This window comes from Acidovorax sp. AC410 (assembly GCF_979253235.1).
On sequence record NZ_CEEDCG010000001.1, the window covers coordinates 6,370,029 to 6,389,662 of the forward strand.

A 19,634-nucleotide genomic window follows, 5' to 3' on the forward strand; every position below is an offset into this window, starting at 1 on the left:
GCGCTCTCAGCGGCCCGCGCGCTTGCGGTCGCTTTCCTTCAGGTGGCGCTTGCGGATGCGGATGGACTTGGGCGTGATTTCGACCAGTTCGTCGTCCTCGATGAATTCCACGGCGTATTCGAGCGTGGCATCGATGGGTGGCGTGATCTTGATCGCGTCTTCCTTGCCCGAGACACGGAAGTTGGTCAGCTGCTTGGTACGCGTGGCGTTCACGACCAGGTCGTTGTCGCGGCTGTGGATGCCGACGATCATGCCTTCGTACACGGGATCGTTGGCCTTGACGAACATGCGGCCACGGTCGTCGAGCTTGCCCAGGGCGTAGGTGAAGATTTCACCGTCGTCCATGGAGATCAGCACGCCGTTCTTGCGGCCGCCGATGTCGCCCTTGTGCGGCTCGTAGCTGTCGAAGATGTTGCTGATGAGGCCCGAGCCACGCGTCAGGTTCAGGAATTCGTTGGTGAAGCCGATCAGGCCGCGCGCAGGAATGCGGTACTCCAGGCGCACGCGGCCACGGCCGTCCGGCTCCATGTTCACCAGCTCGCCCTTGCGCTCGCCCAGGGCCTGCATCACGCCGCCCTGGTGGCCTTCTTCGATGTCGGCCGTCACCAGTTCGATAGGCTCGTGCTTTTCGCCGTTGACGTCGCGGAACACGACGCGGGGCTTGGACACGGCCATTTCGTAGCCTTCGCGGCGCATGTTTTCGAGCAGGATGGTCAGGTGCAATTCACCACGGCCCATCACCTCGAAGATGCCTTCTTCGTCGGTTTCCTTCACGCGCAGGGCCACGTTGTGCTGCAGTTCCTTTTGCAGGCGGTCCCAGATCTGGCGGCTGGTCACGAACTTGCCTTCGCGGCCGGCCAGTGGCGAGGTGTTCACGCAGAAGTTCATGGTCAGCGTGGGCTCGTCCACCTTGAGCATGGGCAGCGGAGCGGGGTTGGCAGGGTCGGTGATGGTCACGCCGATGCCGATGTCTTCGATGCCGTTGATCAGCACGATGTCGCCGGGGCCGGCCATGGGCGTCTGCATGCGATCGAGGCCCTGGAAGGTCAGCACCTGGTTGACGCGGCCCTTGACGGCCTTGCCATCGGGGCCTTCCATGACGACCACGTCCATCATGGGCTTGATGGTGCCCTGGCTGATGCGGCCCACGCCGATGCGGCCCACGAAGGTGGAGAAGTCCAGCGCCGAGATCTGCAGCTGCAGCGGAGCGGCCGGGTCACCCGTGTTCGGTGGAACGTGGCTCAGGATGGTGTTGAACAGGGCCGACATGTCGGGGCCCCACTGCTCGCCAGGAGCGCCTTCCACCAGCGACGACCAGCCGTTGATGCCCGAGGCGTACACCACGGGGAAGTCGAGCTGTTCGTCGGTGGCACCGAGCTTGTCGAACAGGTCGAATGCGGCGTTCACCACCTTGTCGGGGTTGGCACCGGGCTTGTCCACCTTGTTCACCACCAGGATCGGGCGCAGGCCCAGGGCCAGGGCCTTCTTGGTCACGAAACGCGTCTGGGGCATGGGGCCCTCTTGCGCGTCGATCAGCAACACCACGCTGTCCACCATGGACAGGGCACGCTCCACTTCACCGCCGAAGTCCGCGTGACCGGGGGTGTCCACGATGTTGATGTGGGTGCCCTCCCAGCTCACGGCGCAGTTCTTGGCCAGGATCGTGATGCCACGCTCTTTTTCAATCGCGTTGTTGTCCATCACGGTGTCGACGACCTTTTCGTGGTCGGCGAAGGTGCCGGACTGGCGCAGCAATTGGTCCACCATGGTGGTCTTGCCATGGTCAACGTGGGCGATGATGGCGATGTTGCGGATCTGTTTAGTCATAGTTTTTCCAATGTGCCGCTGGCTTGCAGGTGCGGCGTACCTTCCAAAATTTGTTGAATTTCCAGCGGACTCAGGAGCCTGTCGGGCACCAGCTCCCCGCCCACGATGTGGCCCACCCCCAGCAGTGCCGGGGGATTGTCGCCAAACACCGCCACGGCACCGGCGTCGGGCCAGGTACCTCGGCGGCGCACGCCCGACAGGAATCGAGCGGCATTCTCGCTGTCCAGCGTGACACGCACATGTTGGGCCAGGAGGGACTCGGGCGGCTCCAGCTGTGCAAGCCGCACGCCCTCCTCCATGGCTTCGAGCTGCGCCAGCGTGACGCAGCGCTCCACCCCGATACCCCCGGTATCGATGCGGCGCAGAAAAGTCAGGTGCGCACCGAAGCCCAGTGCCGCGCCCACGTCCTCACCCAGCGTGCGGATGTAGGTGCCCTTGCTGCACTGCACCACCATTTTAAGGGCGATGGCGTCTGGATTGTCCGCCAGCAGCGTGAGGGAAAGCGAATGGATCACCACGTCGCGGGCGGGCCGGTCCACCTCGATGCCGGCGCGCGCGTACTCGTAGAGGGCCTTGCCGTCCTTCTTGAGGGCGCTGTGCATCGGCGGCACCTGCTGGATGGGGCCGGTGAACTGCGCCTGCACGGCGGCCAGGCGTTCGGGCGTGAGCTCGGCCAGCACCACGGGGCGGCGCTCGACCACGTCGCCTTCGGCATCGCCGGTGGTGGTGGTGGTGCCCAGCAGGGCCACGGCCTCGTAGGTCTTGGCGGCGTCGAGCTGCAGCTGGCTGAACTTGGTGGCCGCGCCAAAGCACAGCGGCAGCACGCCGGTGGCCAGCGGGTCGAGCGTGCCGGTATGGCCCGCTTTTTCAGCGCGCAGCAGCCATTTGGCCTTCTGCAAGGCGTCGTTGCTCGACAGGCCGAGCGGTTTGTCCAACAGCAACACCCCATGCACAGGGCGCCGCTGCACCCTGGTGCGAGGCGCGTGCATGGGCTACTCCTCTTTCGCGCGCGAAGAAACGGCCTTGGCGATCAAGGCGTTCATGTCGGCCGCACGCTCGGAGGTGCGGTCGTACACGAAGTGCAGCGTGGGCACGGTGTGGATGTGCAGGCGCTTGAACAGGCCATTGCGCAGGAACCCTGCCGCCTGGTTGAGCGCCGCCTGTGTTTCCACAGGGTCGCCCACCAGCAGGCTGAAGAACACCTTGGCGTGTGCGTAGTCGGGAGTCACCTCCACACCCTGCAGCGTCACCATGCCCACGCGCGGGTCTTTCAACTCGCGCGCGATCAGCTCCGTCAGATCGCGCTGGATCTGATCGGCGACCTTGAAGGCGCGGTTCGGGGTGGAGGACTTCTTCTTCGCAGCCATCGGTTACAGCGTCCGCGCGATTTCCTTGATATCAAAGAACTCGAGTTGATCGCCTTCCTTGATGTCGTTGTAGTTCTTGAGCTTGATACCGCACTCGAAGCCTTCCTTGACTTCCTTGACGTCGTCCTTGAGGCGCTTGACCGAGTCGACTTCGCCCGTGTAGACCACCACGTTGTCGCGCAGCAGGCGGAAGCGTGCGTTGCGATGGACCATGCCCGAGGTGATGTACGAACCGGCAATCGTGCCGATCTTGGTGGCCACGAACACCGTGCGGATCTCGGCCGTACCGATGATCTCTTCGCGCTGCTCGGGAGCCAGCATGCCCGACATGGCCACGCGCAACTCGTCCACAGCGTCATAGATGATGCTGTAGTAGTGCAGATCGACGCCATTGCTCTCGGCCAGCTTGCGCGCACCGGCATCGGCACGCACGTTGAAACCGATCACGATGGCCTTGGAGGCGATCGCCAGGTTGATGTCCGACTCGCTGATGGCACCCACTGCGGCGTACACCAGCTGCACCTTGACCTCGTCGGTCGAGAGCTTGAGCAGCGACTGCGACAGCGCTTCCTGCGAACCCTGCACGTCGGACTTGACGATGATGGGCAGCATCTTCACTTCGCCTGCCGTCATGTCGGCAAACATGTTCTCGAGCTTCGCAGCCTGCTGCTTGGCCAGCTTGGTGTTGCGGAACTTGCCGGCACGGTAGGTGGCGATTTCGCGGGCACGGCGTTCGTCCGTGAGCACCATGAATTCGTCGCCAGCCTGCGGCACTTCGGTCAGACCCTGGATTTCGACCGGGATCGATGGACCCGCGGTCTTGGCGGTCTTGCCGTTTTCGTCCAGCATGGCGCGCACGCGGCCATAGGTCTGGCCTGCCAGCACCACGTCGCCAACCTTGAGCGTACCGGACTGCACCAGCACGGTGGCCACAGGGCCGCGGCCCTTGTCCAGCTGGGCTTCGATCACGAGGCCCTTGGCCAGCGCATCGACCGGTGCCTTCAGTTCCAGCACTTCGGCCTGCAGCAGCACCTGTTCGAGCAGGTCGTCGATGCCCTGGCCGGTCTTGGCCGACACCGAGACGAAGGGCGACTCGCCACCGTACTCTTCGGGCACGACGGACTCGACCACCAGCTCCTGCTTGACGCGGTCGGCGTTGGCATCGGGCTTGTCGATCTTGTTGACCGCCACCACGATGGGAACACCTGCCGCCTTGGCGTGCTTGATGGCTTCCTTGGTCTGGGGCATGACGCCGTCATCGGCCGCCACCACCAGGATCACGATGTCGGTGGCCTGTGCACCGCGGGCACGCATGGCGGTGAACGCCTCGTGGCCAGGGGTGTCCAGGAACGAGATCATGCCGCGTGGCGTTTCCACGTGGTAGGCACCGATGTGCTGCGTGATGCCGCCGGCTTCGCCCGAGGCGACCTTGGCACGGCGGATGTAGTCGAGCAGCGAGGTCTTGCCATGGTCCACGTGGCCCATGACGGTGACCACGGGTGCGCGTGGCAGCAGTTCGACGTCCTTCTGGCCCGCATCTTCGTCGGTGAAGGCTTCCGGATCGTCCAGAGCCGCCACGACCGCCTTGTGGCCCATTTCTTCCACCATGATCATGGCGGTGTCCTGGTCCAGCGGCTGGTTGATGGTGACCATCTGGCCCATCTTCATCAGGGCCTTGATGACTTCGTTGGCCTTGATCGACATCTTGTGCGCGAGCTCTGCCACCGTGATGGTTTCGGGCACGTGCACTTCGATGATGCGCGCCTCCACCGGAGCGGATTGCTGGTGGTGGTCGTCACGGTGGTCGCGGTCGTTGCCACGGCGGCCACGCGGGCCTCCGCGCCAGTTGTTGCGGCCGACACCGCCGCTGCTGTCGCCGCGGGTCTTGATTTCCTTCTTCTTGGCCGTGTCGCCTGCCCAGCTGGAGGACAGCTTGGCCGACTTCACTTCCTTGCCGGCGGTGCCGGGCGCTGCCGCCGTGGCGGGTGCGCCAGGGCGTGCCGGGCCGGTGCCCGTGCCTACTGCAGGCTTGTGCAGCGTGCCCTTCTTGGCGTCGCCAGCCAGCGCGGGCTTGGCCACGGGCTTGGGTTCTTCGGGCTTCTTGGCGACCATGACCGCCTTCTTGGGCGTGGCCATCATGGAGCGGATCGCGGCAGCCTCGGCTTCGGCCTTGCGGCGGCGCGCGTCGAGGTCGGCGGCACGGGCCACTTCCTCGTCGGAGCGGGCCTTGGATTCGGCTGCGGCCTTTTCGCGGGCTTCGGTCTGGGCGGCGGTGCGCGCAGCGGCTTCGGCCGCCTGCTCACGCGTGGCTTCCTGCTTGACGGCAGAGGCCTGGGCCTTCTTCTCGGCTTCCTGGGCGGCGTAGGCGGCAGCGCGCTCTTCGGCTTCGCGCTCGCGCTGTTCACGCGCTTCGCGCTCGGCACGCTTTTCAGCAAGCTCGGTTTCCTGGCGGCGGATCAGCTCGGCCTGGCGGCGTGCCTCTTCCTCGCGGCGCGACAGTTCGAGGTCTTCGCTCGACTGCGCAGCTTCTTCCACCACGGATTCTTCGGACTCGGCAGAGCCTTCGACGCCGTCATCGCGCTTGATGAAGGTGCGCTTCTTGCGCACTTCCACCTGGATCGTGCGCGCCTTGCCCGTGGCATCGGCCTGCTTGATCTCGCTGGTGGATTTCTTCGTCAGCGTGATCTTCTTGCGATCGACGGACGCGGTGCCATGGCTATTTTGCAGGTACACGAGCAGTTTTTGCTTGTCGGACTCGGTCAATGCGTCCGATGGGGCGGCCTTGCCCACGCCGGCAGCCTTGAGCTGGTCGAGCAGGGTTTCAGGTGATTTCTTGAGTTCGCTTGCGAACTCGGCGACAGTGTTACTGGACATATGTGGTTCGTGCCTCCCTGACCCTTACTCTTGCTGCCCCGCGAACCAATGTTCGCGCGCCTTCATGATCAAGGCCTTGGCTTCGTCTGCGGACTGTCCGGTCAGGTCGGTCAGCTCATCAATGGCCAGGTCGGCCAGGTCGTCACGGGTGTGCACACCGCCTTCGGCCAATTTTGCAATCAGCTCAGGGGTGAGGCCTTCGAGGTCGCGCAGGTCCTGGGAGACCTCTTCCACGCTTTCCTCACGGGCGATTTCCATGGTGAGCAGCGCATCCTTGGCACGGGCACGCAGCTCATTGACGGTGTCTTCGTCGAAGCTTTCGATTTCCAGCATTTCCTGCAGCGGCACATAGGCCACTTCTTCCAGGCTGGCGAAACCTTCGGAGATCAGGATGTCGGCGATTTCCTCGTCCACATCGAGCTTTTCCATGAACAGCTTGCGGGCCGTGTCGGACTCGTTGGCCTGCTTCTGCGCCGATTCGGCGGCGTCCATGATGTTGATCTTCCAGCCGGTCAGGTCGGACGCCAGGCGCACGTTCTGACCGCCGCGGCCGATGGCGATGGCAAGGTTCTCCTCGTCCACCACCACGTCCATGGCGTGCTTTTCCTCGTCCACCACGATGGACGAGACGTTGGCCGGGGCCAGCGCACCGATCACGAACTGGGCCGGGTCTTCGGACCACAGCACGATGTCCACGCGCTCGCCGGCGAGTTCGTTGGTCACCGCATTCACACGGGTGCCGCGCACGCCGACGCAGGTGCCGATGGGGTCCACGCGCTTGTCGTGGCTGAGCACGGCGATCTTGGCGCGCGAGCCGGAGTCACGGGCGCAGCTCTTGATCTCCAGCAGGCCCTGTTCGATCTCGGGCACTTCCTGGCGGAACAGCTCGATCATGAACTCGGGCGCCGAACGCGACAGGATGATGGGCGCGCCGCGCAGCGTCAGGTCCACTTCCATGATCATGGCGCGCACACGGTCGCCACTGCGCAGGTTTTCCTTGGAGATCATCTCGCTGCGGCGCAGGCGGCCTTCCACCCGGCCGGACTCGACGATGATATCGCCCTTGTCCATGCGCTTGACGGTGCCGGTGAAGATGCGCTCGCCGCGCGACATGAAGTCGTTGAGCAGCATTTCGCGCTCTGCGTCGCGGATCTTCTGCAGGATGACCTGCTTGGCCGCCATGGCGCCGATGCGGCCGATGGGCACGGACTCGACGCCCTCTTCGATGTACTCGCCGACTTCGATGTCGGGGATGCGGTCCTTCGCATCCATCAGCAGTTCTTCGGCCTCGGGATTCTGCAGACCCGCATCATCGGGCACCACCAGCCAGCGGCGGAAAGTCTCATAGTTGCCGCTGTCGCGATCGACGGACACGCGAATGTCCACCTCGCCCTGGTACAGCTTCTTGGTGGCCTGGGCCAGGGCCGACTCCACGGCGCCCAGGACCACGTCCAGCTCCACGTTCTTTTCGCGCGAAATGGCCTCAACCAACATCAACAATTCGCGATTCATGCGACGACTCTCCTAGTTCAATCACCCGATAAGCAAAGACTGCACGCGGCGGCCATCTGCCCAATTCATTCAGCAGCCTGCTTGCAGCTCAGGCGGGCTCGGCCCCTGCCTTGTTGCTGCGCCCCTTGAAATCCACGATGGGCGCCAGGCGCACGTCCCGTGTTTCATCCAGGGTGAAGCCCAGCGCCTGCAACGGGGCGGGCACGCGCTTCTTGCTGACTCTTTGACCTGGCTTGACAGCGGGCTCGTCGCTCCAGACGATCTGCCAGCCCCCTGCCTCGGCCCGCTCCAGCGTGCCGCGAAATTTCTTGCGCGTGGCGTTGACCTGCCCCGCACCTGCTGCGCCGATGGGCGCCTTCAATGTGATGTCAATGACCGAACCTTCGAAACGCACGAAGTCCTGCTCGTGGCGCAAGGGCCGGTCGATTCCGGGAGAAGATACTTCCAGGCGCTTGTATTCAACGCCGTCGACCTCCAGCGCAAACTGCAGCTGGCGGGTGACCTTCTCGCAATCTTCGACCGTGACGTACTGCTCGGCGGCCGGCGCGGGCGCATCGGCGGCAGGCTGTACCCAGGGCAAGTCGATGGTGATGCGCAGCAGACCACCGGCGGAGCGTTCGATCTCCACCAGGTCATACCCCAGGCCAATCACGATTTGTTCAACGACTTGCTGCAGTGCCACGTGTTCTATTCAATCCCGGAAAAACAAAAAACCCGATAACCCCCAGAGGCTTCGAGCTCCAAAAGCAAACGGCCAAAAAAAACGGGCGGTTGGTACCCGCCCGCTTGGTCGTGAGAAACGTATTGTAGCCCGTAAAGTGTTGATTTGCAAAGCTGCGGGCCCACGGGCAGGCAGCAAATGCCACGCATGTGCGGCAGAACAACGCCCGGCGCGGGTTTGCGCCACCCAAAGCCCCATGGAGGACCGTACGGCGCCCCCTTGCGCTACGACAGTGACAGCGGCTGGAGCAGCTCGGCGAGGTCGCTTTCGGTGAAAAGCGGCTGCTTGCGCCCGGCCGCACCCTGGTAGAGATTTTCGGCCAGTTGGGCCTTTTTGTCCTGCAGGGCCAGGATGCGCTCTTCGATGGTGCCGCGCGCCACCAGCTTGACCACCCACACGCTTTGCGTCTGCCCGATGCGGTGGGCGCGGTCGGTGGCCTGGGCCTCGACGGCGGGGTTCCACCACGGGTCGTAGTGGATCACGGTGTCGGCCTGGGGCAGGTTCAACCCCACCCCGCCGGCTTTCAGGCTGATGAGGAACAGCGGCACCTCGCCGCTGGTGAAGCGGTCGATGATGGCGTCGCGCTTCTGGCTCTGCCCGGTGAGCTTGACCCAGGAAAGGCCACGTTTCGACAATTCGGCCTCGATCAGCGAGAGCATGCTCGTGAACTGCGAAAACAGCAGGATGCGCCGGCCCTCGGCCAGCATCTCGGGCAGCATTTCCATCAGTTGCGCCAGCTTGGCCGAGGTATGCACCTTGCGCGCCGCCTCCAGCGGCACGAGCTGCGGGTCGCAGCACACCTGGCGCAGCTTGAGCAAGGCGTCGAGGATGGTGATCTGCGAACGCGCCAGGCCCTTGGCCTGCAGTGCCTCGCGCACCGTCTTTTCCATGCCCAGGCGAATGGTCTCGTACAGATCGGCCTGGCCGCCCGAGAGGTCCACCGGCATCACGGTCTCGATCTTGGGCGGCAGCTCGTGCGCCACCACCGACTTGGCCCGGCGCAGCATGAAGGGCGTGATGCGCGCGCGCAGCTGCGCCAGCCGCTCGGTGCTGCCCTGGCGCTCGATGGGGTTGCGAAACAGGTCGCGAAAGCGCTGCTGGCTGCCCAGGAAGCCCGGCATCAGGAAGTGGAACAGGCTCCAGATCTCGCCCAGGTGGTTTTCCATGGGCGTGCCCGACAGGCACAGCCGGTGGTTGGCCTGCAGCTGGGCCACCACCTGCGCGGCATTCGTTGTGGCGTTCTTGATGTTCTGCGCCTCGTCGAGCACCACCATGTGCCAGCGCGCCTCCAGCCAGCGCTCGCGGTCGCGCTGCAGCAGCGAGTAGGGGGCGATCACCAGGTCGTGCTCAGCCATGGATTCGGCCAGGGCGTGGCGCTCCTTGCCGTGCAGCACCACGCTGCGCAGGCCGGGGGTGAAGCGCGCAGCCTCGCGCTCCCAGTTGCCCATCAAACTGACGGGCGCCACGATGAGTGCGGGCTGCACCAGGCGGCCCGCATCCTTCTCGACCTGGATGTGCGCCAGCGTCTGCAAGGTCTTGCCCAGCCCCATGTCGTCGGCCAGCACGCCGGCCAGGCCGTTGGCGCGCAGGAACTGCAGCCAGTTGAGCCCCTGCTGCTGGTAGGGCCGCAGCTGCGCATGCACCCCAGCGGGTACCGGCACCTCGGGCAGTTGGCCCTGCCCCTGCAGTTGCTGCACCAGGGCGTGCAGGCTGGCCGCCCCCTCCCACGCCACGCCATCGCCCAGCGAGGCGCTGGTGCGCAACGCCTCCAGGCGCGACAGGCGCAGGCTCTCGCCCGAAAAATCGTGCGCGCGGTCGCCCGCCAGGTCCAGCAGCGCCGCCAGCCAAGGGCGCAGGGTATCGGTGGGCAGGCGCACGAAGCCGTGGCCGCTGGGCGCCGGCAGGTACAGGTACGGAGGCAGCGCCGGCAGCCCCCTGGCGCCGCCACCGGGCTCGGCAGGATCGGGGGGCGCAGCGGCCGCGGCCGCGATCAGGTCGGGCAGCCAGGGCAGGATGTTGTGGCGCTGGCCATCGATCTCGATGCCCAGCGACAGCTCGAACCAGGGCGACGGAGCGGGCTCGGCGCCCTCGCCGCGTGCGGCCGAGCCGCCCTCATCGTCCAGCCCGAAGGCGTCTTCATCTTCATCGTCCTCCTCACCACCCCCTTGCCCCTCCGGTCCCAGGTGTACATGGATGGTCTGCGCGTGCGTGATCCAGCCATCGAGTTCGGGCGCCACCGTGAGCGCAAAGCCGGCGTCGCGCAGCGCGGCAAAGCCCTCGTCGGCCCAGAGCATCCAGGCGCCCTGCGGCCGCTCGCCGGGAATGCCGAACATCCCCTCGTCCACACCGAGCAGGCCCAGGTCCATGAGGCGCGAGATGGCATCGATCTCGGCGCGGCCATCGCGCTGCAGCAGCACCTTGCCGCCCTCGCCCTCCTGGCCATCCACCAGCACCGACAGGGGCTGCCCCGCCCACCAGCCCACATGGCCCTGGTAGTCGAAGCGCAATTGCGCCGAGATGAGCCCCATGTACGCGACCCCGACCGCCGGCGTGGGCGCCAGGTGCAGGCGCGCCACCGGGGCCACGCCATCGAGCCGGGTCAGCCCGTGCAGCACGGGTGGCAGAGGCAAGGAGCCCAGGCGGCGGGCGACCTCGGCCTGGTATTTTTGCAGCGCGGCGGCACTGAGCGGGGGCGCATGCAGCAGCACCTCCAGCTGCGCGGACTCCATGCCCGGCGCGTGCGCGGGGCCGCACAGGCCTGCGGCGGCATCCAGGTACATCGGCGGGCTGTTGTGGCACAGCGTGGCGCCCGCCTCGCGCAGGCGGGCCTGCAGCGCCCAGCCGCTGTCCTGCGCCAGGGCGCCCGCAGTACCGCCGGAGACGGCCTGCCAGGTCCACTCGATGGGCAGCAGGCCGCCCCAGCGCAGGGGCTCGCCCACGGTGGAGCCGCCCGCATCGGCAAACAGGCGCCCGGTGCTGGCGGCCTGCTGCAGCGCCAGCAGACCGATCTGCCCTTCGAGCACCGCGCAGGGCGCGCCGCTGTAGGCCGAGTAGTAATTCTGATGGCGCGGCAGCGCACGCAGCAGTTGCAGCACCTGGCGGTCGGTGTCGCTGGCCCGGTCGAACACCGCCTGGCCCTTGCCCGGCTGGGTGCGCACCAGCTTGGGCTTGGCCCAGCCGCCAGTGACCTTGGGGTAGGACACCACAGCCTCCAGCTGCAGCATGGGCGCCGCACGCGGCGCACCCACGGCGGACACCAGGTACACATACTGCTCGGGGCGATCGGCAACGGCACCCGCGGGCGCATCGGCATCGCCCAGCCCCGCAGCCTTGTCCAGCGCCTGCAGCCAGTTCATGAGGCGTGCCTCCGACTCCAGGCGGTGTACCTCGGCCATGCGCTGCTGCGCATCGCTGCGGGCGGGCGGCGGACGGCTCAGCCCGGCGGCGGGCACGGCCAGGCCCCGCTCCCGGTCGGATTCGCTCGGCCCCTGGCGCGCTGCCTGGTGCATGAGTGCCACGCCATGCTTGCACTGCAGGCCCACCGGGCAACTGCACTGGCTGCGCCAGTAGTCCACCGCGCCATCGGGCATGAGCGCCATCGAGACGGCCAGTCGGTAGGGCGCCAGCTGGGTGCCCTGCACGTCGCCTTCGAGCAGCCAGTGGTCGCCCTGGGCGCTGATGGCCAGGCGCCGCACGGCACGCGCCTTGAACAGCGCCGTTCCCCGCGACCACACGCCGTCGTCGCACAACGCACGCAGCGATTCAGGCTCGAACCAGAACTCCAGGGACATGGAAAAATCCAGTACGCAAACAGGGGGTCGACAGGGGCTATCGGTTCATGGTACTGCACAAACTGCTATTCAAAAAATAGCAGGCCATAGCCCCCACCTGCCCCATGGAGGTGGCCGCTAGTGCAGTGCTTCATGCTTGATGGCACAAATAAAAAGGGCGGATTTTTGGTCCTGGCAAGGCGCAAACCACAGCGATACCGGGCGTATCGCGAGGATTTGCAACGCGGCCAGGGCCGAAAAGACGACTTTTTATGTGCCAGATAGCGTGAAACACTGCACTAGACCCCTACCTCAGCCCCCGCGTGCCGCGCGCACGCGCTCGAACACCTCTTGCGCATCACCGCCCGTCGCCCGCCCGCCCTGCCCCGCCTGCAGACTGGAGAGCAGCCGCGCCAGCACGGGCGCCTGGGGCAACAAAGGCCCCAGAAAGCGCGCGCTCGTGCCATCGGCGATCAGCAGGGTGGGAAAGGTCTCCACGTCCAGGTCGCCCGCCAGCTCGGATTCATCCTCAATGTCCACCCACTCGAAGCGCACCTCTGGATGGGCCTGGGCCAGGGCATCGAAGAGGACCCGGTAATCACGGCAGGTGCCGCACCAGTTGGCGCACAGGCACACGGCCCACCAGCCCTGCGGGGAGCTGGCGGCGGGAGTGGCATCGGGCAAGGCGGCCGGGCTGTGCATCTGCGAAATCCTTCGGGGCGGTGGCGTGCCACTTTACAACGGCTTGGGGCAGGCTGCAGGCACAACGCGGGCAGCCCCGCAGTGGAGGCAGAATGCCCACCTGTCCACTGCGCACGGCATCCATGCACGCCACGCGGGTGCTGGACGACAATCCACACATCCCGCACACCCACGCACCACCCCACCCATGAGCCATCGCCCCGACACCCTTGCGCTGAACATGCCGATCCCCAGCGGCGACCAACTCAAGGCCGCGCGCACGGCCGCCGGATTGAGCCAGGCGCAGGCGGCAGAGCTGCTGGGCTATCCGCTGCAGACCGGCAGCCGGGGCGGCCTGCAGTCGCGCACCTGGCAGGCCCTGGAGAGCCCGAGCGACGAGCGCAGCATGCAGGGCCCGGTGTTCGCCATGTTCCTGCTGCTCACCGGCCAGCACCCCGAGTTCGTGCTGCAACCCAGGACCGCTGCAAGCCAGGAGCCCGGCACCGTGACGGATGCCGTCGCAGACGGCGAGGAAACCATCTCGCCCGAGTAGGCGCCGCGCCGTTGCGGCGGCTCAATCGGCCTTGATGTTGGCGGCCTTGATCACCTGGGCCCACTTCTCGACCTCGGCCTTCTGGAAGGCGGCGATCTGCCCCACGTTCAGATCGGCCGGCTCCATGCCGAAGCCTGCCAGGCGCTTTTGCATCTCGGGCTGGGCCAGGATCTTGCGGATCTCGTCGTGCAGGCGGCCCACCACCGGCGCGGGCGTTCCCGCCGGCACGAAGATGGCCTGCCAGGACTGGACCTGGAAGTCCTCAAGGCCCTTGATGCCCGACTCCGCCACTGTGGGCACGTCGGGCATGGAGGCCAGGCGCTTGGGCGAGGTCACGGCAATGGCGCGCAGCTTGCCGCTTTGCACATGCGGCGCCGCCACCACGGTGGTGTCGAACATCATGTCCACCTGGCCGCCAATGACGTCCTGGATCGCCGGGCCGCTGCCCTTGTAGGGGATGTGCGTGAACTTCACACCCGACTTGAAGCCCAGCAGCTCCACCGCCAGGTGCTGTGAGCTGCCCGTGCCGGCCGAGGCGGAGGACAGGCCGCCCTCCTTGGTCTTGGCTGCGGCCAGCACATCCTTGAGTGTCTTGTACGGGCTGTTGGCCGCCACGACCAGCACCACCGGGTTGGTGCCGATCAGCGTGACCGGGCTGAAGGACTTGATGGCGTCGTAGCCGAGCTTGGGATAGAGAGTGGCGTTGATCGCGTGCGAGCTCACCGTGCCACCCAGCAGCGTGTAACCGTCGGGCGCGGCGCGCGCCACCACCTCCGAGCCCACACTGCCCGCCGCGCCGGCCTTGTTCTCCACCACCACCGTGGTGCCCAGGGCCGTGCCCAGTTGCTGGCCGATCATGCGGCCCAGGGTGTCGGTGGTGCCGCCCGCGGCAAAGGGAACGACATAGCTGATGGGCTTGCCTGTGGGCCAGGTGCCCTGGGCAGCGGCGGGCAGGCCCATGAGGCCGCAGGCTGCGGCCAGGGCCGCCGTGTGGATGAGGGTTCTGCGTTGCATGGTGTTTGTCTCGCGATGGAAAGCGGATGAAAAAAAGGGGGGGGGCGATGCTCAGGGGAAGTCGACGATCTCGACCCAATTGGGGTTCTTGCCGGCGGGCACACGGGTCGGCACGCCCGGGATGCCCGTGGCCGCATCGATGGGGTGCAGCGAGAGGCTGTGCGACTCCTGCCCCGCCGCGATCAGGAAGCGGCCCGAGGAGTCCACCGCAAAGCCGCGCGGCGACTTTTCGGTGGGCACCTGGCCCAGGGGCTGCAACTGGCCGGTGGCGGCATCGACGCGAAAGCTGCTGATCGTGCTCGACGTGCGCTCGGACGCGTACAGCGTGCGGCCGTCGGGCGACAGGTGCAGGTCGGCCGCCCAGGGCTTGCCGGCAAAGCCGGCGGGCAGCGCCGTGGTGCGCTGCACGGACCGCAGCGTGCCGCGCGCGCCGTCGTAGGCCATCACGTGTACGGCGGCATCGAGCTCGTTGAGCACATACATATGGCGCTGCGCACGGTCCCAGACGAAGTGGCGCGGGCCGGACTTCTCGGGGGCGATGCTGGTGATTGCGGGTTCGTGGGCCGTGAGCCGCCCCGTTTCCGCATCGAAGCGCCAGGCCGAGAGGTTGTCGCCGCCCAGGCTGGTGGCGAACACATGGCGGTTGGCGGCATCGGCATGGATGGCGTGCGCATGGGGCGCCGTGGGGATCAGTTGCTGCACGGCGCCCACGGCGCCGTCCTTGCCGATGCTGTTGACCGTGATCTTGTGGCCCGGGTACGAGGCGGCGAACAACCAGCGGCCCGTGGCATCGGTGTCGATATTGGCCATGCTGTCGGCCAGCGGCGCCTCGCCCAGCTTGCGCAGTTTGCCGCTGGCGGGGTCGATGGCCAGGCTGACCACCCGGAACGGCTGGGAGCGCAGCGCCACATAGAGCACGCGCTTGTCCGGGCTGACCGCCATGGGCATGGCCATGCCGGCCAGGGGCACCGTCTCCACGGGCTTGAGCGTGCCGGCACTGCGGTCGAGTTCCAGCACGGACAGATCCTGGCTGTCAGCGTTGGACACATACACCCAGGTAGCGGCCGTTGCCGCAGAGCAGGCACCCAGCCACAGGGCGCTGGCAGCCAGGGGCAGCACCAGGCCGCGCCAACGAATTACACGGGTCATCAGTATTTCCTTTCAAACGGGGGTCCGCACAGGCAGGGGACACGGGCATGCGGGCGACACGACGCAGCGGGGTCCCGCTCTCCATGAAAAGGACTGTGCGTCATATGTTGTCATACAACATGGCTGATTGTGGAGGCGCACAGCGCTTCTGACCAAAGGGATTACCCGAACCCGATTGCATGCTCCCTGGGCTTGCAGTGCATGCAGCGAAAAAACTGCCACCGACCAGGCATCCCCATAGGAGGATGCAGCACCATCCACACCCCTTCGACAACAGACAACGCACGATGGGCTCCGCTGTCGCGGGGCATCAGGCACCCCAGGCAGTCACCCCATCGGCACTTTAATGCGCTCTTTTTTTGTAAGGGCAATTGTTTTTCTACGCGCTTAGTTGTACGATGACTAGCAACAACAGTGAAACCAGGAGACAACACATGACAATCACCCGCCGCGACGCCATCCTGGCGTGCACCGCCGCCCTTGCCGCCACCACCGCCACGGCCCAGACCGCCGCCGAGTGGCAACCCACCAAAACCATCAAGCTGATCGTGCCCTACCCGCCCGGCGGCAGCTCGGACATCATTGCCCGCTCCATCAGCCAGCCGCTGTCGGAGCTGCTCAAGCAGACCGTGATCGTGGAGAACAAGCCCGGTGCCAACGGCAACCTGGGCGCGGACTTCGTGGCCAAGGCCGAGCCGGACGGCTACACCATGCTGCTGTGCGACGTGGGCGCCCTGGCCATCAGCCCCTCGGTCTACACCAAGCTGTCGTTCGATCCTTCCAAGGACCTGCGTGGCGTGACCATGCTGGCCTACTCGCCCCACCTGCTGGTGGTACACCCCTCGGTGCCAGCCAACAACCTCAAGGAGCTGGTGGCGCTGTCCAAGACCGCCGAACTGAACTTCGCCGTCACCGCCACGGGCAGCGCACCGCATCTGGCCGGCGTGGCCCTGGAGCGCGCCAGCGGCGCGCGCTGGCAGTACATCCCCTACAAGGGCGGCGTGACCGCGATCCAGGACACCGTGGCCGGCCAGACCCAGGTGCTGATGAACGGCATGCTGGCCACCCTGCCCCAGGTGACCAATGGCAAGCTCAAGGTGCTGGGCGTCTCCAAGTCCACGCGCATGCCGCTGCTGGGCAACGTGCCCACCATCGCCGAGCAGGGCGTGCCCGGCTACGAATCCGGCACCTGGCAAGGCATCCTGCTGCCACGCGGCACGCCTGAGGCCGTGGTGCAGCGTTTGAACAAGGCGCTGATCAGCGTGATCCGCGCACCCGACATCCGTTCGCGCCTGGCTGGCCAGGGCGCCGAGGTCGTAACCATGACCGCCGCCGAGCAGGACCAGTTCTTCGCCAAGGAACGCGCACGCTGGGCCAGCGTGGTCTCGGCCGCCAAGATCAAGCTCGACTGAGCCTTTGCCAGCGTCTTTCCAACCCCTTCATTCCCAGCCCCGCTACCACCATGAACCCGCAAGACCTCAAATCCATCATGGGCTCCGGCCTGCTCTCGTTCCCCGTCACGGACTTCGATGCGCAGGGCGACTTCAATCCCAAGGGCTATGCCGCACGCCTGGAATGGCTGGCCCCGTATGGCGCCACCGCCCTGTTCGCCGCCGGCGGCACGGGTGAGTACTTCTCGCTGTCGGGCCCCGAGTACAGCGAGGTGGTCAAGACCGCGGTGGACACCTGCCGCGGCAAGGTGCCCATCATTGCCGGTGCCGGCGGCCCCACCCGCACCGCCATCGCCCATGCCCAGGAGGCCGAGCGCCTGGGCGCCCATGGCATCCTGCTGTTGCCCCACTACCTGACCGAAGCCGGCCAGGAGGGTTTGATCGAGCATGTGGCTGCGGTCTGCAACAGCGTGAAGTTCGGCGTCATCGTCTACAACCGCGACCGCACCAAGCTGACCGCGAACTCGCTGGCCATCCTGGCCGAGCGCTGCCCCAACCTGATCGGCTTCAAGGACGGCGTGGGCAACATCGAGACCATGTCCTCGATCTTCATGAAGATGGGTGATCGCTTCTCGTACCTGGGCGGGCTGCCCACGGCCGAGGTGTATGCGGCCGCGTACAAGGCGCTGGGAACGCCGGTGTACTCGTCGGCGGTGTTCAACTTCATCCCGAAGACGGCGATGGACTTCTACAAGGCCGTGGCGGCCGACGACATGGCCACGCAGCACCGGCTGCTCAAGGACTTCTTCATGCCCTACCTGGACATCCGCAACAAGGTGGAAGGCTATGGCGTGAGCATCATCAAGGCCGGCGCCAAGCTGGTGGGACACGACGCAGGGCCTGTGCGCGCGCCGCTGACGGACCTGAAGCCGGCCGAGATGGAGCAGCTGAAAGCGCTGATCGACAAGCTCGGCCCGCAGTAAGCCCACCAAAGGGCCTGGTGTTCACCAGGCCCTTTTTCATTTCACGATCTCCATTCGCCTGGCCGTGCACGGGCGCGTGAATTTTCCCTGCGGCACGCATCTACATCCTCAAACACAACAATGGAGACAGACAAGATGATCAAGAAAATCGTCCTCGCAGCCGCTGCTGCCGTGGCCATCGCAGCCCTTACCGGCTGCGCAAGCAACTCGCCTGCAGCATCGTCCGCCGCGTCCGAGCAATCGGTGGCCGCTGCGGCCGAGCGCCTGCGCGTGGCCATGGTCGACCCCACGCAGGCCGCACTGGCCCAGTTGGTGGCGGATGACCTGAGCTACGGCCACTCGGGCGGCCGCGTGGACACCAAGGACAGCTTCATCGGCGACCTGCTTGCCGGCAAGTCCGACTTCGTGACCATTGCCATCAGCGACCAGACCATCAAGGTCGTGGGCAACACCGCCATCGTGCGCCACACGCTCACGGCCGACACCAACGACTCGGGCAAGCCCGGCAAGGTGCAGATCAAGATCCTGGGCGTGTGGCAGCAGCAGGGCGGGCAGTGGAAGCTGCTGGCCCGCCAGGCTATCCGCGTGGCGACGTAAGATCGTCGCCATGGGCTGCAACGCAAACGTTGCGGCCCGCCTTCACAACGGCTGGCCTGGCTCCCCGGGACCAGCCCATCCCCCTCTCCTTCATGACCCAGCCCTCCAAGCCCCGCCTCCTGCAAATCGCCCGCCTGCCCCTCCCGGCACTGGAGACCGATCTGGCCGCCCGCTATGACGTGGTCTGCCTGTCCGACCAGGCCGACCCGGCCGCCTTCCTGGCAGAGCATGGCGACAGCTTCACCGGCGTGGCGACATCGGCGTCCATCGGCCTCAAGGGTGAGGTGATTGCCGCCCTGCCCCGGCTGCAGGTAGTGAGCAGCTTCGGCGTGGGCTTCGATGCGCTGGACATTGGCGCGTGCCAGGCACGTAGCATCCCCGTGGGCTACACGCCCGACGTGCTCAACGACTGCGTGGCCGACATGGCCTTTGCGCTGATGCTCGACGTGTCACGCGGCGTGGCCGCGAGCGACCGCTTCGTGCGCCGCGGCGAATGGCCCCGGGCCCGCTACGCGCCGCAGACCCGCGTGTCGGGCAAGCGCCTGGGGATCGTCGGCATGGGACGCATCGGCCTGGCGGTGGCCGAACGCGCCACCGGCTTTCGCATGCAGGTCGGCTACTACAACCGCCGCCCGGTCGAAGGCTCGCCGCTGCCCCGCCTCGAATCGCTGCTGGCACTGGCGCAGTGGGCCGACTACCTGGTGCTCACGGTGGCCGGCGGCGCCTCGACGCGCCACATGGTCACCCGCGAGGTGCTGGACGCCCTGGGCCCCAAGGGCTACCTCATCAACGTGGCGCGCGGCAGCGTGGTGGACGAGGCCGCGCTGGTCGAGGCCCTGCAGCAAAAACGCATCGCCGGTGCCGGGCTCGATGTGTTTGAGAACGAACCCCAGGTGCCTGCCGCGCTGGTGGACCTGGACAACGTGGTCCTCACCCCGCACACCGCCAGCGCCACCCACGAAACCCGCCGCGCCATGGCCGACCTGGTGCTGGAGAACCTGCAATCCTTCTACGCCACGGGCGCGGTGCGCGTGCCAGTGCCCACGGTCTGATCACAAAAAGGCCCTTTCGGCGCTTGCCGAGCGAGGGCCTTTTTTCTGGTTCATTGAGCTACGTGCCACCCGCAATGCATGAAACTGGCGCGGCCAAGGCCAGTGCCCCCGCGCAAGGGCCGCCCCGCCGCGCTGGGGGCGTC

The 19,634-nt window shown here is 66.4% G+C and carries 15 protein-coding genes; 5 read left to right on the forward strand and 10 right to left on the reverse strand.

From position 1 onward, the window contains the following. Positions 1-6: 6 nt before the first annotated feature. From typA to AC0IZS_RS29645, 8 genes are all read right to left on the reverse strand, one after another. Positions 7-1,827, reverse strand: coding sequence for a translational GTPase TypA (gene typA / locus AC0IZS_RS29610; RefSeq protein WP_057203712.1), 1,821 nt, complete (start codon positions 1,825-1,827; stop codon positions 7-9). Continuing rightward, positions 1,824-2,816 carry a tRNA pseudouridine(55) synthase TruB gene (truB, locus tag AC0IZS_RS29615; RefSeq protein ID WP_471638945.1) on the reverse strand — a complete coding sequence of 331 codons (993 nt, stop codon included), beginning with the start codon at positions 2,814-2,816 and terminating at the stop codon, positions 1,824-1,826. The genes typA and truB overlap by 4 nt, the downstream gene beginning before the upstream one ends. A gap of 3 nt (positions 2,817-2,819) precedes the next feature. Beyond that, positions 2,820-3,194: a 30S ribosome-binding factor RbfA gene (gene rbfA, locus AC0IZS_RS29620; protein ID WP_007851039.1), complete on the reverse strand. Its 375-nt coding sequence runs from the start codon at positions 3,192-3,194 to the stop codon at positions 2,820-2,822. Positions 3,195-3,197: 3 nt separating this feature from the next. After that, entirely contained in the window at positions 3,198-6,068 is a 2,871-nt protein-coding gene (gene infB, locus AC0IZS_RS29625) for a translation initiation factor IF-2 (protein ID WP_471638946.1), read from the reverse strand. Positions 6,069-6,092: 24 nt separating this feature from the next. After that, on the reverse strand, positions 6,093-7,580 hold the full coding sequence (gene nusA / locus AC0IZS_RS29630; protein WP_007857628.1) for a transcription termination factor NusA: 1,488 nt from the start codon (positions 7,578-7,580) through the stop codon (positions 6,093-6,095). A gap of 88 nt (positions 7,581-7,668) precedes the next feature. After that, the gene (gene rimP / locus AC0IZS_RS29635; protein WP_471638947.1) at positions 7,669-8,262 is read right to left on the reverse strand and encodes a ribosome maturation factor RimP; all 594 of its coding nucleotides are present in this window, start codon (positions 8,260-8,262) and stop codon (positions 7,669-7,671) included. Positions 8,263-8,525: 263 nt separating this feature from the next. Beyond that, on the reverse strand, positions 8,526-12,092 hold the full coding sequence (locus AC0IZS_RS29640; protein ID WP_471638948.1) for a DEAD/DEAH box helicase: 3,567 nt from the start codon (positions 12,090-12,092) through the stop codon (positions 8,526-8,528). Positions 12,093-12,383: 291 nt separating this feature from the next. Continuing rightward, a complete protein-coding gene (locus AC0IZS_RS29645; RefSeq protein WP_471638949.1) occupies positions 12,384-12,773 on the reverse strand; it encodes a thioredoxin family protein in 390 nt (129 codons plus the stop codon). A gap of 187 nt (positions 12,774-12,960) precedes the next feature. Here AC0IZS_RS29645 and AC0IZS_RS29650 point away from each other — a divergent pair, with 187 nt between their 5' ends. Then, the gene (locus tag AC0IZS_RS29650; RefSeq protein WP_471638950.1) at positions 12,961-13,305 is read left to right on the forward strand and encodes a helix-turn-helix domain-containing protein; all 345 of its coding nucleotides are present in this window, start codon (positions 12,961-12,963) and stop codon (positions 13,303-13,305) included. A 21-nt stretch (positions 13,306-13,326) separates the two neighbouring features. Here the strand turns inward: AC0IZS_RS29650 and AC0IZS_RS29655 are convergent, their stop codons facing one another. Together AC0IZS_RS29655 and AC0IZS_RS29660 are read right to left on the reverse strand one after the other, a co-directional pair. Further along, positions 13,327-14,319 (reverse strand): Bug family tripartite tricarboxylate transporter substrate binding protein, encoded by a 993-nt coding sequence (locus tag AC0IZS_RS29655; protein WP_471638951.1) that lies wholly within the window; start codon positions 14,317-14,319, stop codon positions 13,327-13,329. A 51-nt stretch (positions 14,320-14,370) separates the two neighbouring features. Beyond that, positions 14,371-15,468: a lactonase family protein gene (locus AC0IZS_RS29660; protein WP_471638952.1), complete on the reverse strand. Its 1,098-nt coding sequence runs from the start codon at positions 15,466-15,468 to the stop codon at positions 14,371-14,373. Positions 15,469-15,902: 434 nt separating this feature from the next. On the opposite strand from AC0IZS_RS29660, the gene AC0IZS_RS29665 reads away from it, so the two are divergent. The 4 genes from AC0IZS_RS29665 (at position 15,903) to AC0IZS_RS29680 (ending at position 19,491) form a co-directional block, all read left to right on the forward strand. After that, a complete protein-coding gene (locus tag AC0IZS_RS29665; RefSeq protein ID WP_471638953.1) occupies positions 15,903-16,880 on the forward strand; it encodes a Bug family tripartite tricarboxylate transporter substrate binding protein in 978 nt (325 codons plus the stop codon). Between the two features lie 50 nt (positions 16,881-16,930). Continuing rightward, complete coding sequence (gene kdgD, locus AC0IZS_RS29670; protein ID WP_471638954.1) at positions 16,931-17,842, forward strand: 5-dehydro-4-deoxyglucarate dehydratase; 912 nt, start codon at positions 16,931-16,933, stop codon at positions 17,840-17,842. 135 nt (positions 17,843-17,977) lie between these two features. Beyond that, entirely contained in the window at positions 17,978-18,439 is a 462-nt protein-coding gene (locus AC0IZS_RS29675) for a nuclear transport factor 2 family protein (RefSeq protein WP_471638955.1), read from the forward strand. Between the two features lie 92 nt (positions 18,440-18,531). Then, entirely contained in the window at positions 18,532-19,491 is a 960-nt protein-coding gene (locus tag AC0IZS_RS29680; protein WP_471638956.1) for a 2-hydroxyacid dehydrogenase, read from the forward strand. Positions 19,492-19,634: the final 143 nt, after the last annotated feature.

Coding starts and splice junctions, on each gene's coding strand:
- kdgD (WP_471638954.1), top strand. CDS start 16,931: ATGAACCCGCAAGACCTCAAATCCATCATGGGCTCCGGCCTGCTCTCG.
- infB (WP_471638946.1), bottom strand. CDS start 6,068: ATGTCCAGTAACACTGTCGCCGAGTTCGCAAGCGAACTCAAGAAATCA.
- AC0IZS_RS29660 (WP_471638952.1), bottom strand. CDS start 15,468: ATGACCCGTGTAATTCGTTGGCGCGGCCTGGTGCTGCCCCTGGCTGCC.
- truB (WP_471638945.1), bottom strand. CDS start 2,816: ATGCACGCGCCTCGCACCAGGGTGCAGCGGCGCCCTGTGCATGGGGTG.
- typA (WP_057203712.1), bottom strand. CDS start 1,827: ATGACTAAACAGATCCGCAACATCGCCATCATCGCCCACGTTGACCAT.
- AC0IZS_RS29645 (WP_471638949.1), bottom strand. CDS start 12,773: ATGCACAGCCCGGCCGCCTTGCCCGATGCCACTCCCGCCGCCAGCTCC.
- nusA (WP_007857628.1), bottom strand. CDS start 7,580: ATGAATCGCGAATTGTTGATGTTGGTTGAGGCCATTTCGCGCGAAAAG.
- AC0IZS_RS29665 (WP_471638953.1), top strand. CDS start 15,903: ATGACAATCACCCGCCGCGACGCCATCCTGGCGTGCACCGCCGCCCTT.
- AC0IZS_RS29655 (WP_471638951.1), bottom strand. CDS start 14,319: ATGCAACGCAGAACCCTCATCCACACGGCGGCCCTGGCCGCAGCCTGC.
- rbfA (WP_007851039.1), bottom strand. CDS start 3,194: ATGGCTGCGAAGAAGAAGTCCTCCACCCCGAACCGCGCCTTCAAGGTC.
- AC0IZS_RS29650 (WP_471638950.1), top strand. CDS start 12,961: ATGAGCCATCGCCCCGACACCCTTGCGCTGAACATGCCGATCCCCAGC.
- AC0IZS_RS29675 (WP_471638955.1), top strand. CDS start 17,978: ATGATCAAGAAAATCGTCCTCGCAGCCGCTGCTGCCGTGGCCATCGCA.
- AC0IZS_RS29680 (WP_471638956.1), top strand. CDS start 18,532: ATGACCCAGCCCTCCAAGCCCCGCCTCCTGCAAATCGCCCGCCTGCCC.
- AC0IZS_RS29640 (WP_471638948.1), bottom strand. CDS start 12,092: ATGTCCCTGGAGTTCTGGTTCGAGCCTGAATCGCTGCGTGCGTTGTGC.